This window comes from Thermosipho africanus Ob7, assembly GCF_003351105.1.
In the GTDB taxonomy this organism is placed as follows: Bacteria; Thermotogota; Thermotogae; order Thermotogales; family Fervidobacteriaceae; genus Thermosipho; species Thermosipho africanus.
In genome coordinates this window covers 23375-35949 of the sequence record NZ_NKRG01000005.1, presented here as the reverse complement: position 1 = coordinate 35949, position 12575 = coordinate 23375, and the positions used below count along the sequence as shown (strand labels likewise).

The following is a 12575-nucleotide window of genomic DNA, read 5'->3' as shown; positions in this document are numbered from 1 at the left end:
ATCATCCCTCAAGTAAAGCATTAACAAAATCTTCAGCATCAAACGGTTTTAGATCGTCAACGCCTTCCCCTAAACCTACAAATTTTATAGGAATCCCTAATTCCTTTGCAATTGCAATGGCAATTCCACCTTTTGCTGTTCCATCCAACTTTGTCAATACAATACCTGTAATATCTACAAATTCTTTAAAGATCTTTGCCTGTTGCAAACCATTTTGACCTGTTACAGCATCTATTACTAATAAAACTTCGTGTGGCGCATCTTCGATTTTCTTCTTAATTACCCTATTAATTTTTCTTAATTCTTCCATTAAATTTTTCTTGGTATGTAATCTTCCAGCAGTATCTAAAATTACTATATCTTTCTCTTTAGATATAGCATGACTTACAGCATCAAATGCAACGGCAGCAGAATCTGCACCCTCTTGATGCGCAATAAACGTAGAAGATGTTCTCTCCGCCCATACCTTTAGTTGATCAATTGCAGCAGCTCTAAAAGTATCACATGCAGCTAACACAACTGACTTTCCAGACTTTGAAAAATATTCTGCAAGTTTTCCAGCAGTGGTAGTTTTTCCCGAACCATTAACACCAACCATACTAATTACAAAAGGTTTTTTTTCTATTTTTAATTCACTATTAAAATTAAGTATTTCCAATAATACTTTTTTCAACGATTCATATGCATCTTCTCCCTTTAACTCCTCAATTCTATTTAAAATATACTCAGTTGCTTCAAAGCCTACATCAGATAATATTAAAAGCTCTTCTATCTCTTCTTTTGTTTCATCATCGAGTTTTTTTCCTGATAGGATACTTTTCATTTTACCAAAAAAACTTTCTCTCGTTTTTTTCAATCCTTGCTTGAACTTTTCGAAAAATCCCATCAACTTACACCTCCGATTTATTAATAACACCATACACTATTCCACTTTTTCGTGAAATAAATTCCTTTGAAAAATAATTTTTAATTTTTTCATACAAACTATCCTTTTTTAGTGTTTTAATAACAACTCTTTTTCTTGATATTCTAATCATATGTTCGAGATCCTCCAAACTCAAAGGTTCATATACAGCAAAACCTCTCAATGGATTTAAAGAATTACTCTCGTATATTGGATTTTCAAACATTGGATCACAATATACAATATCAAATGAATTATCAGGTTGATTTCTAACAAAATTTTTATAATTATCATGTATAAGCTCTATTTTTTTCATAGCATTATTTATCCATTCTTCATCAGAAATATATCTTTTTAATCCCCATTTAACAACTCTATAAATATGCTCAGACCCTTCAGTAGCAACTACCTTTTTTGCAAAATTAGCAATTAAAATAGCATCTGAAGCAAGCCCACAAGTAGCATCATATACTACGTCCGTTTTTTCTGGCTTCAATGATTCTATTAGGTAATCTCTTTCTCCATGCTTAATATTTTCCATCCTGATCTTTGCTATCCCTTGGTGAAAAAAGAATTCTCCATCTTTCCATTTTATTTTCAACATACCTTTTTTATCTACAACATAATAAAAGTCTATTTTTCCACTTTTTAAGTATTTTGAAACATGATTTCTGTTAATATACTTTACATTAAATTCCTCTGCTATATTTTTTGCCAACCTTACAATTTCTTTATTAGCATTGTATGATGTAGTAACAATATATCTCATTTCCTTCCCTCTCTTAACATTTTTAATTTTTCATATATAATCAAATTTTTTTCATACTTTTCTTTTAACTCTTCATATTGCTTTTTAACCTGATTTAACTCATTTAAATTTACTTTATATCTTATAATTGAACTAGCAAGTATAACCACCAAGAAAAACACTAAAAGCAAAACAAAAAGAATATATATATATCTAAATAAATTTTTCTTTTTTTTTCTTCCCAAATCAAACACCTACCTAGTAATCATTTTACTCAGAAGGAAAGACGTATATGTTACTAAAATCAGAATCTGCATCCACATATATCTCATTAACTTTGTCATTTTTCAAAATTGAATAAAAATCATTATTAGATTCAACATAATAAATTTTTCCATCTTCAACTATACCTTCTTTAATTACTTTTTTATCTTCATATAAAATCTTTGGTTTTAAAGTAGGTGTACCACTTTCATCATGGATAAAAAATACTAAATTCAATTCCTGAAAGTCTAATAAATTTAAATCATCTATTAAACCTGTATCTTTTAAGACAACTTCTGTACTATCAATTAAATCCCTTTTCAAAGTATAAGTTACCTCAATATCATATTTCACCATTGCATCTTTTGATTTTTCAATAACTATTGGAGGGGTAACATTATTGTTTTTTCCCTTAAGATTAAAAGTAAATATATCAGAATCATTAACTTTTAATTTCACAGTTATTTCATCTAAATCTGAAAGCGTAAAACTTTTTTCAAGTTTTTCTTCAAAAAAATCTTTTAAACTTGTAGAATAATAAGCTTCAAAATAAACATTAAAATTAATTGTTTGATTTGATTCTTTTTTTGGAATTATCTTATCCAATGTAAGTGCACAACCAGACAACAAATAGATTAACACTCCAATTATAAGAGCTATTTGAAATTTATATTTGTAACAATTACAACGTAACCATCTTCTTCTTGACAATCTACTTTCACCCTTTCAACAGGCACATTAAATTTTCTCGAAATAATCTGTACTACTTCTTTTTTTATTTCTTCTGAATTCTTAGAAAATACTTCAATAGGGATCTTGTGTGTTATTTCCTTTCGCCTGCTAACAATACTTTCTAATCTTTCGAGAGCCTCATCTCTAGGTTTTCTTTTTTCACTTCTTTTAAAAACATCTAACAACCACATTTTACTCACCTCTTATTAAAAAGGGACAAAAATTTTCTGAAAAAATTCTCATTATTTTGAATATCTTCTGCTAAAGAAATTTCTTCACCTTTTAATCTCTTTACAATATTTTCAAAATTCTTTGAAATTCCTTCATCTTTTTCCAAAACAATCGGTATTCCCTTATTAGTAGAAATTATAACCTCATTTGAATCGGGCAAAACACCTATAAGTTTAATTGCTAAAGCCTTTTCTACATCAGCTTCTGATAACATGTCACCTTTTTTGACCATTTGAGGTTTATATTTGTTTAAAATCAACATAATATTTTCTTCATTAAATCCATTATTTTCAAGTAATCCAATTACTCTATCAGCATCAGAGATCGCAGGAAGTTCTGGAGTAGTTACAACAATAGCATATTCTGATGGAGCAATTGCATTCCTAAAACCTCTTTCAATCCCAGCAGGTGAGTCAATTATAATATAATCAAAATCTTCGTCTAGTTCTTTTACCAGATTAATCATATCTTCTGGTGAAACCATTTCCTTTGTTGCAATCTGTGAAGCAGCAATTAGATATAAATTTTTTAAATTTTTGTGTCTTACAAGCGCTTCTTTAGCACTAACATTTCCTCTTATTACATCAATTAATGTATAAATTATCCTATTTTCCAACCCTAAAACCACATCTAAATTTTTTAATCCAACATCTGCATCTATTACACAAACTTTATTACCATCTTTTGCTAATGCGCATCCTAGATTTGCTGAAATTGTAGTTTTTCCCACTCCACCCTTACCAGAAGTTACAACATAAACCTTTGCCATAATCCCCACCTCTATTGCTTATTTCTAATACCTGCAAAATGTATTAATTCACTCTCAATAAAAATATCAATTTCTCCATCCATAACAGCATCGATATTCCCTGTTTCAACATTAGTTCTATGATCCTTCACCATAGTATATGGTTGGAATACATATGACCTTATTTGATTTCCCCAAGATATATCTTTTAATTCGCCTTGAATTTCTTCAAGTTGTTTTTGCCGCTTTTCTAGTTCGAGTTGATAAAGTCTTGCCTTTAAAACTTTCAATGCAGTTTCTTTATTTTGAAGTTGTGAACGTTCTGTTTGACAAGTAACAACTATTCCTGTTGGAATATGTGTAATTCTCACTGCTGATTCTGTTTTATTAACATATTGACCACCTGCACCAGATGCTCGATATGTATCTATACGTAAATCTTCTGGATTTATTTCTATATCTATATCATCATCTATTTCAGGTATAACGTTAACTGATGCAAAGGAAGTATGGCGCCTTTTATTTGCGTCAAATGGTGAAATTCTAACAAGCCTGTGTACACCTCTTTCGTATTTTAAATATCCATATGCATAATCACCTTTTATATAAATCATTGCACTTTTAATCCCAGCTTCTTCTCCAGGTTGATAATCAACAATCTGTACATCAAATCCTTTTCTCTCAGCCCAGCGCATATACATTCTCAAAAGCATTGATGCCCAATCTTGAGATTCAGTTCCACCTGCGCCCGGGTGTATTGTTAAATATGCATTACTAGCATCAAATTTGCCATTTAATATCAATTCAAGTTCGAATGTTTTTACTTTTTTTTCAATTTCTTCTACCATTTCTTTAATAGTTTCAACAAAACTTTGATCTTCGTCTGATAATTCAATTGCAGCATCTAAATCTTCAAATTTTGCTTCAATATCTTTCATATCATCAATAATCTTTCTAATTCTTTGAGCCTTTTGAGAAATTTCTCTAGCTTTTCTTTGATCACTCCAAAAATCAGAATCGCCCATTTGCTTTTCTAATTCTTCAAGTTCTTTTCTCTTATTCTCCGGATGAAATACCTTAATAATATCTTCAAATTTCTTCTTTGCCTCATCAATTTTTTGTTTTAGCTCAAAATCTATCAACTCATATACCTCCTCTATTTTTTTAGTACAAAATACAGTATTGTTCCAAACATCATAATAAGTGAAGTTATAGCTATCTCCTTTAAATACGTATATTTATCATCTAGTAAAACTTTTGTTTCTTTAACAATTTCGTCATTTCCATCATTAGCAATTACTTTAACTAAATATTCACCAACTTCACTAGCCCCTGAACCGTCCCATGTAAATAAATTCAAGTAAGGCTTTCCAGAAAAAACTCTTTCAAATATTTTGATATCATCTTTTAATATATCTACTGTAACTGTTGCATAAGTAGAAAGATAAATTTCTAATTCCCATCTATCCATATACCAATCATTATTTGGTGAAAATTCATTTATTTTGCTTCTTATGTTTAATTCTAATTTAAGCTTTTCAAAATTCAAATTAACTGCACTTTTTTCTTCAAATTTTATATATACCTTTTTAGTTATAGGATTATAACCAGGGCTTTCAAATGTAATAAAATGCTCTCCCTCAGGTAATTTTATCTCTTCATCAATACTTCTTATTGTTCCATAGTAATAACCATTAATATAAACATTAACTGGATAAGTGTTTGAAAATACAACCAGTTTTCCAGCTTCAACTAATGGAATTTTTAAATATTTACCAGTTTTATCTACAAAAACTAACACTGAAATGTTTAAATAATCTTCATCTTTAATAGTAATAGTGTGATAACCAGAAGTGTCAAAATTTACTAATAACTGCCCAAAAATATCTGTTTGTCCAGCATAAACATCATCTATATAAACATCTACAAAAGATACTCCCGTATCAATTAAAATAGAATAATCAGGAATATTTTGTGGTGCTCCAAAATTTAAATTAATATTAATACTCCAATTTACATTTGAAAAAGAAAGCACCGAAAGAATTAATAAAAATGAGAAAATTACTCTTTTAAATGCCATAAAAATCACCTACTTTCCAAAAATACAATAATTTCAGCAACAGCCAAGTACAACTTTTTTGGAATTTCTTCTAAAACTTTTAACTTGTACAATTCATTCACAAGATCTGGAGACTTTACGATAGGAACTCCACTATTTTTTGCAATCTCTAAAATCTTTTTAGCAACCTCTTCTTTTCCTTTTGCAATAACAAAAGGCACAAAATCTACCTCAGGATCATACTTCAAAGCAACCGCTAATTTCTCTCTAAACGTAAATCCCTCCCTCGAAATTTTCATATTTTATATAAACATTTAAAAAATACTTCTTTAGTCTTTCTTTTAATTCTTCAATATTTTCTATTATCTTATCGGTACTTAAAATTATATCATTACCTTCCACTTTTCCTTTAATAACATTATCTTTAAAATACAATACAAATTCTTCTGCTTTTCTATCCACAAAAATTTTAATCATTCCAAAAGAGCGAAAACCATATCTTCCACTTAATAAATTTACATAATTTCCATACATTTTATTATCCTCATCTACTTCGCCTGCTTCAAAATATTTTTTAAATTTTTCCAAAAAACTCCTATCAATCTTCACTCTTTTAGAAAGTTCTTCAAATAAAAATGATAGTTTTTCAACTAAATTTCTATCCTCAGTTATTATTGAAGAGTAATAAATAGCATTCAACGAGGGCAAGACTTTTGAAGGGCCCATTAATATTTTACCTTTATAATCACCTTGCCCTATATTTTTTATTTCAACTTTTAAACCTTTAGGAATTTTTTTATTTGATTTAATCACTACATCACCATTATTAGTCTTAAGCCTAACTATGTTTCTATAAAGATCAGAAACTATTCCATACATTTTCTTACTCCTCAAAATTGTTAGAAGCAAATAATTCAGATAAGACACTATGAATTTCTGCATCGTATTTCATCGTTCTATAAAAAGCCTTTAACGCAAGAATCCTTCTTTGATGGAGAATTACATCTCCACATTCTTCTAAACTCTTTAAAACTTTATCGTAATCTTCAGGGTCTGAAATAACTATTACATCTCTATAATTTTTTGCAGCGGCTCTTAGTAATGCAACACCACCTATGTCAATATTTTCAATTAACTTTTCCTCATTGCGTGTTTCTTTTGCAACAAGCTCAAATGGATATAAATTAACAACAACCATATCTATAGGTTTAATATTATTATCAGACAAATCTTTCATATGTTTACTATCACCAAATTTTGCAAGAATTCCACCAAATATTTTAGGATGAAGAGTTTTGACTCTGCCACCAAGAATTTCTGGAAAACCCGTAACTTCAGACACACGATTAACTGGAATACCATTTTCCTCTAATAAATTTGCAGTATTTCCAGTACTTATTATTTCCACTCCCCACTCAGAAAGTTTTTTCGCAAATTCAACTATTCCTTCCTTATTATACACACTAATAAGAGCTCTTTTTACATTCATAGATCCCACCCCTTTTATTTATATTTTATCACAGATTGTTTTTTCTATTTAAAATAGCTACAGATTCAATATGATAAGTTTGCGGAAACATGTCAAAAATTCTTATATCTTCTATTTCATACTTTTCAAGTAGCAATTTTAAATCCCTTGCAAAAGTTGTAGGATTACATGAAACGTATCCAATTTTTTGAGGAGATAATTCCAATATTTTTTTTACAGCTTCAGACCCAATCCCTGCTCTTGGTGGATCAAGAACAATTACATCAAATTTTTCATTTACTTGGTTTAAATAATCTAACGCATCAGCTTCAATAAATTTAATATTCTTTAATCCATTTATATTTGCATTTGCCCTTCCTGCCTTTACTGATACATGGCTAGATTCAACTGCAATAACAAATTTTGATAAAGCAGCAAGTCTTAAAGAAAATGTTCCAAGACCACTAAATAAATCTAAAACAACCTCATCACCATTTAAATCTAATCTTTTTGTTAAAAATTCTACCATTTTCTCTGCAACATGAAAATTATTTTGAAAAAATGCAGTTGGAGGAACTTGAAATTTTTCCCAGCTGAATTCATAATTAATTACTCCATCACCACTTAATACCTTATAAGGACCTCTTAAAACTATTTTATCATTGCTATTCATTACATGAACAATTGACTTTATAAAAGGAAACTCTTTTTTGATTAAACTTGCTATTTTTTTACCTTCTTTGAAATACTCCGATTTTGTAACAAAAATCAGCATCACTTCTCCATTTGGCGAGTATCTTAACACTACGTGTTTTAAGATTCCCTTTTTACGCTTAAAATTATAAATAGGTATCTTAAAATGTGAGAGCGTTAATGACAACTTTTCAAGTATTTTACCAAAAACTTTTGGAGCAATAATACAATTTTTTACACTTACAACTTTATGACTATTCTTCATTTTAAAACCAAAAGAATAATCATTCAATATTGAATATTCCATCTTTAACCTATATTCATATTCTTTAGAACTTTTTTCAATATATAAATCGTTCAATTTTAGTTCAGCGATTCTTTCAAGTTGATCCATAAAGACCATTTTCTTAAACTCTAATTGTTTTTCATACTTTAAATCTAAAAAATTGCAACCACCACAATTTCTAAAATAAGGGCACTTTGGATTTCTTCGCTCAGGAATTTTTTCAACTATCTTTTCCAGCTTTCCAATTGCATAATCACTTTTTTCACTTAAAACATCCACTTCAACCAATTCACCGGGGTAAGCCCCATCTACAAAAATTACTTTTCCACCGGGCAACTTTCCTATTCCACTGCCTCCATACGCCATTTTTTCAATATATACAATTTCTGACATATTAAAACCTCCAATCTAAAACAAACCTATATTTGGTGAATTTTCTTTAAAATCCCATCCTAAAAATTTATCATCAAACTCTTTAATATAAAATAAAACAGACAATTTCTTCACATCATCAAAATTAAATACTTGATCATGATTAAATTCAAATTCGCTAGAAAGTTCAAATACCCAGTGATGTAAAGATTTACTTAATGTCGCTTTCAAATTATTAAACCTTTCATTCTTAATATCATATGTCGTATAAAAGCTAATCCCAGGATCTATTGTCTTTAAGTTAAAACCCAAAGTTAACATTTTAGTCGAAGTCTTGTATGATAAATCAAGAGAATTTTCTTGATTTTTTAAAGAATACTTACAATAAACTTCTGGAGTTGCTTCTTTAGAAGTTCTACCATATGAAAGTTCTAAAGTATTCTTATAATTATTTATAGAAAAAGTTCCATTTATATAAGCGCTTTTCACATAATTTTCCTCTATAGATTGGACAACCTTCCCTTTTAGCTTTTGAAAAGTAAAAATATGAGTTAGCTCTTTTATTGGCTGTTGTTCACCAACGTAATATTTAGTATTTAGTCTATATATCAAAGAAAAAGGTTTATTAACATAAGATAGTGAAACATCATAAGGAGATAGTTTTTTTTTCTTCGTTGTCATAAGTTGCTTTTGATTCAAGTTCAATCTTACCGTTTAAAACAATAAAAGAAAACTTCGAAGAAATTTCATCATCCAACCTTCTTTCATTTAAAAAGTCCCAACCTTGTTTTAATGAAAAATTCAAATTAGGAGTATTAACATATACAATACTACTCAATTTATTATATTCAGTATTTGTTGATTCATCTCGAAAATTTTCTCTTAGTTCATATTTTGCTTCAATATCAAACACTTTAAATTTTAACTTCCCACTTAACTCATAAATATCATATAACCCCAAATTAAAATAATACTTGTCAACAATTGCATTATATAAATTTGCTCCAAATCCATATTTAGCATATACTTTGACAAGTTCATTCTCAAAGCTCAAAGGATAAGAAAAAGTATGCCTAATATTACTTGAAAAAGTATCGTTGTACACTTTACCGTAGAATTTAGTACTAAAGCTCTTATTTTTAAATGAAAAAGAGTAATTTCCAGATTGATATAATGTCCATGTACTATCATCTGTGAAAAATGTTGATTTTTCTAATGAATTATTAAAACTCAAATTTTGAATGTTAAATTCTGCTAAGGAAAGATCTTTTTTAACATTAATTATAGAAAACGAATTATTAATTCTACTTTTATTTCCATCCCAATAAAAGTTGATGTCCATTTTTCCCTTGCTATAAAGATCAAAATTTAAACCAAATTTTTTATAATAACTACCGTTATTTAAATATTCTTCAAAGTAAAAAGGAGAATAACCTACATGAAAAAACGTCTTATTTGTAACCCAATTAGAATTGTATTTTAAATTTTTCAAATCTAAGTATATGTAATTTTTCTCATAATCTATAGAAAACTTTATGTTCTTATCATCTTTTTTGTAAATACTAAATTGAGGAATAGTTTCTTTATTTTCTGTAGTAATCTTAGTAGAAAGAAGGTAATCATTAACATAAAGATTATACTCTTGATGTGTTATAAATCCACCATCTTCATCCCATGCCAGAGAAAACGAAAAAGGAGGAAACTCATCCTCAGTCAAATTTAAAAAATATACAGGATATGGAAATAATGGAATATCAAGTAAAAATAAAATGGAATTCTCAGCAATTAAAAATTTGTTATCGTAAACATAAACCCTTAATGCTTCAATTTTGTAGTGTGGATTTTCAAATTCACACGTTGTTACGTAAGCTTCTTTCATTAACACTGTTTCAGAACTTTTTTGGGTAATTTCAGAATTAAAATACAGATTTATATCTTTACCTTTTTTTTTATACTTTTCAACACCTTTTACTTCAACTATATAAATATCATCATTATCAAAAAAGTATTTCATATAATTTGAATAATATTCCTTATTTTCTCTTCTTAAAACAACATTTCCTTCTGCTTCTAAAACTTTTACTTTATCATCGATTAAGAATACAGTTGCTTCATCAGAAAATAATGATATATCTTCCCAATATATGTTAACATTTTGGCTTGCATATATATACGAAGTATTATATTCAATACTTGATGCATCCAATGTCAAATCTTTCGAGTATAAATTTGAACCTATAAAAAAAACAAAAAATATCACTAAAAATTTTGCTATCAATTCTCTAATTCTATAGGCCACAGGTGTATCTAACATAGCAAAAAGAATGAATCCTACAATCGCAAATAAGAGATCAGGATACCAAGCAGCAAGAACCGGATTAATTAAATTTTCTTTCCCCATTGCAGAAAGCCATGCTCCAGAGCCTTGATACAAAACAACAATTACAAAAGTAAAAATAACACTCCAAGACTTACTTTTCAATCCAAATAATAGTGATAGAGGAACACCTAGTATTACTATTATAAAAGGCCCTACTGAATTAGCGTACCTTCCATGAAGCTCTACAATCCAAGGCGAAGGATCAACTCCTAACTTTTTAAATGTCTTTATTTTTTGTATTAATTCCTCTCCTGTCATATCCCTTGGAGATTTGCCAACCCTCATTAAACTCTCCAAATCATCTTTCAAATCTAGCTTTATCTTTGAAAAACTAAGGTCTAACTTCATAAATCCATCTCTATCAGTTACGTACATTTTCCCGTTTATTAAGTACCAACTATTTTCTTCTTTTTCGACTTTTTTAGCTGTAATTATTCTTTCTTCACTTTGCATATTTTGAAACAAAACAACATCATATAATATCCCTTGCTGTTGATCATACCTTTTTACAAAAAAGTATTGAGATTCATCAATCTTGGTTAATACATTTTCTTTAATAGTAACTTCCGGCTTTTTATAGACGTACTTTGATATTGTTTCCATTGCCTTCTGATTAAATTTTGGAACTATCTGATCATTCAAATAAAATGAGACTGCTCCAAAAATTATAGACAAAATTAAGAAAGGATATACTAATTTTCGTGATGGAATACCGTGAACTAAAAAAGCTGTAATCTCTTTTGAGCTATATAATTGTGATAACACCCAAAAAATAGAAAATAAAATTCCTACAGGAATTCCCAATGAAGCAAAATATGGTAAGTTATAATATATCAATTCAAATAATTTTAAAATACCCACCCTATGTCTTACAATAATATCCGATAGTTGATATAATAGTTCAACACTTGCAAATACAATAAAAGCTCCTATTCCCATCAAAAATGGGCCTAATGAAAGTTTCAAAATATATTTAGTTAATACTTTCAATTAACTCCCCCATCCTTTTCCAAACTATCAATTGTATGTAACTTGTCTTTAAAACATTTATATTGTTTTCCTGTAATTATATAAGAAGTAGCCTCCACTATTTTAGTTGCAAGATCAGCAATTTCCTCTATCTTTTGAGAAATTTCCAGTAAAATTAATGCTCTTTTTACATATTTTGGATCTTCCATCATGTATACCATTAATTCTTTTCTAATCTCATCATAAAAATTGTCTATATCAGCATCTTTTTCACAAATTGTTTCTGCTCCATAAATATTATTATCTGCAAACATTCTCATACTTTCTCTTAACATTTCTATAGATATTTTCGCCATTTCAGGAATAGTAATTAAAGGTTTTAATTGAGGCTCCTTTATTAACTCCAACACCATATTAGCAATGTCCGTAGTTTTTTCAGCTATTTCTTGAAAATACCCCGAAACTATAAAACTTCCTGTTACCATTCTTAAGTTCTTTGACATTGGCATCATAGTAGAAAGTATGATTAATGCTTTTTCTCTTATCTTCAGATCCATTAGGTTTACCTCGTTTTCCTTTTTTAACACCTCAACTGAAGCTTTTTCATCCCTTTCTTTCAAAGCATTGATTACTTGATTAAACAAACTTTCTACAAGCCAACCTTCTTTTAAGACCATTTTCTTCAATTCTTCAACATTTTCACTCAATATCCAATCCATAT

General features: G+C 28.7%; 15 protein-coding genes. All 15 read right to left on the bottom strand.

Annotation, left to right across the window (positions count from 1 at the left end; all coding sequences use genetic code 11):
- Position 1: 1 nt before the first annotated feature.
- Positions 2-886 (bottom strand): signal recognition particle-docking protein FtsY, encoded by an 885-nt coding sequence (gene ftsY / locus OB7_RS06175; protein WP_004102891.1) that lies wholly within the window; start codon positions 884-886, stop codon positions 2-4.
- A 4-nt stretch (positions 887-890) separates the two neighbouring features.
- The gene (locus OB7_RS06170; protein ID WP_004102889.1) at positions 891-1673 is read right to left on the bottom strand and encodes a class I SAM-dependent methyltransferase; all 783 of its coding nucleotides are present in this window, start codon (positions 1671-1673) and stop codon (positions 891-893) included.
- Complete coding sequence (locus OB7_RS06165) at positions 1670-1906, bottom strand: hypothetical protein (protein ID WP_373419040.1); 237 nt, start codon at positions 1904-1906, stop codon at positions 1670-1672. Before OB7_RS06165 ends, OB7_RS06170 begins: the two co-directional genes overlap by 4 nt.
- Positions 1907-1922: 16 nt before the next feature.
- The gene (locus OB7_RS06160) at positions 1923-2546 is read right to left on the bottom strand and encodes a hypothetical protein (protein ID WP_114702780.1); all 624 of its coding nucleotides are present in this window, start codon (positions 2544-2546) and stop codon (positions 1923-1925) included.
- A gap of 26 nt (positions 2547-2572) precedes the next feature.
- Complete coding sequence (locus OB7_RS06155) at positions 2573-2839, bottom strand: cell division topological specificity factor MinE (protein WP_114702779.1); 267 nt, start codon at positions 2837-2839, stop codon at positions 2573-2575.
- Positions 2840-2844: 5 nt separating this feature from the next.
- Complete coding sequence (gene minD / locus OB7_RS06150; protein ID WP_114702778.1) at positions 2845-3648, bottom strand: septum site-determining protein MinD; 804 nt, start codon at positions 3646-3648, stop codon at positions 2845-2847.
- Positions 3649-3659: 11 nt separating this feature from the next.
- Positions 3660-4769, bottom strand: coding sequence for a peptide chain release factor 2 (gene prfB / locus OB7_RS06145; protein WP_004102881.1), 1110 nt, complete (start codon positions 4767-4769; stop codon positions 3660-3662).
- 14 nt (positions 4770-4783) lie between these two features.
- Complete coding sequence (locus tag OB7_RS06140) at positions 4784-5707, bottom strand: PEGA domain-containing protein (protein WP_114702777.1); 924 nt, start codon at positions 5705-5707, stop codon at positions 4784-4786.
- A 5-nt stretch (positions 5708-5712) separates the two neighbouring features.
- Positions 5713-5985, bottom strand: coding sequence for an EscU/YscU/HrcU family type III secretion system export apparatus switch protein (locus OB7_RS06135; protein WP_114702776.1), 273 nt, complete (start codon positions 5983-5985; stop codon positions 5713-5715).
- Complete coding sequence (locus OB7_RS06130; RefSeq protein WP_114702775.1) at positions 5954-6565, bottom strand: hypothetical protein; 612 nt, start codon at positions 6563-6565, stop codon at positions 5954-5956. The genes OB7_RS06135 and OB7_RS06130 overlap by 32 nt, the downstream gene beginning before the upstream one ends.
- Before the next feature lie 4 nt (positions 6566-6569).
- Positions 6570-7175, bottom strand: coding sequence for an IMP cyclohydrolase (locus OB7_RS06125; protein WP_114702774.1), 606 nt, complete (start codon positions 7173-7175; stop codon positions 6570-6572).
- Between the two features lie 28 nt (positions 7176-7203).
- Positions 7204-8526: a 23S rRNA (uracil(1939)-C(5))-methyltransferase RlmD gene (gene rlmD, locus OB7_RS06120; RefSeq protein ID WP_114702773.1), complete on the bottom strand. Its 1323-nt coding sequence runs from the start codon at positions 8524-8526 to the stop codon at positions 7204-7206.
- A 15-nt stretch (positions 8527-8541) separates the two neighbouring features.
- A complete protein-coding gene (locus OB7_RS10030; RefSeq protein WP_249031036.1) occupies positions 8542-8994 on the bottom strand; it encodes a hypothetical protein in 453 nt (150 codons plus the stop codon).
- Positions 8995-9151: 157 nt separating this feature from the next.
- Positions 9152-11875, bottom strand: a complete 2724-nt coding sequence (locus OB7_RS06115) for a YjgP/YjgQ family permease (RefSeq protein ID WP_249031035.1) — start codon at positions 11873-11875, stop codon at positions 9152-9154.
- Entirely contained in the window at positions 11872-12573 is a 702-nt protein-coding gene (locus tag OB7_RS06110) for a phosphate signaling complex PhoU family protein (RefSeq protein WP_004102875.1), read from the bottom strand. The genes OB7_RS06115 and OB7_RS06110 overlap by 4 nt, the downstream gene beginning before the upstream one ends.
- Positions 12574-12575 lie beyond the last annotated feature (2 nt).

Coding starts and splice junctions, on each gene's coding strand:
- ftsY (WP_004102891.1), bottom strand. CDS start 886: ATGGGATTTTTCGAAAAGTTCAAGCAAGGATTGAAAAAAACGAGAGAA.
- OB7_RS06170 (WP_004102889.1), bottom strand. CDS start 1,673: ATGAGATATATTGTTACTACATCATACAATGCTAATAAAGAAATTGTA.
- OB7_RS06155 (WP_114702779.1), bottom strand. CDS start 2,839: ATGTGGTTGTTAGATGTTTTTAAAAGAAGTGAAAAAAGAAAACCTAGA.
- minD (WP_114702778.1), bottom strand. CDS start 3,648: ATGGCAAAGGTTTATGTTGTAACTTCTGGTAAGGGTGGAGTGGGAAAA.
- OB7_RS06140 (WP_114702777.1), bottom strand. CDS start 5,707: ATGGCATTTAAAAGAGTAATTTTCTCATTTTTATTAATTCTTTCGGTG.
- OB7_RS06135 (WP_114702776.1), bottom strand. CDS start 5,985: ATGAAAATTTCGAGGGAGGGATTTACGTTTAGAGAGAAATTAGCGGTT.
- OB7_RS06130 (WP_114702775.1), bottom strand. CDS start 6,565: ATGTATGGAATAGTTTCTGATCTTTATAGAAACATAGTTAGGCTTAAG.
- OB7_RS06125 (WP_114702774.1), bottom strand. CDS start 7,175: ATGAATGTAAAAAGAGCTCTTATTAGTGTGTATAATAAGGAAGGAATA.
- rlmD (WP_114702773.1), bottom strand. CDS start 8,526: ATGTCAGAAATTGTATATATTGAAAAAATGGCGTATGGAGGCAGTGGA.
- OB7_RS06110 (WP_004102875.1), bottom strand. CDS start 12,573: ATGGATTGGATATTGAGTGAAAATGTTGAAGAATTGAAGAAAATGGTC.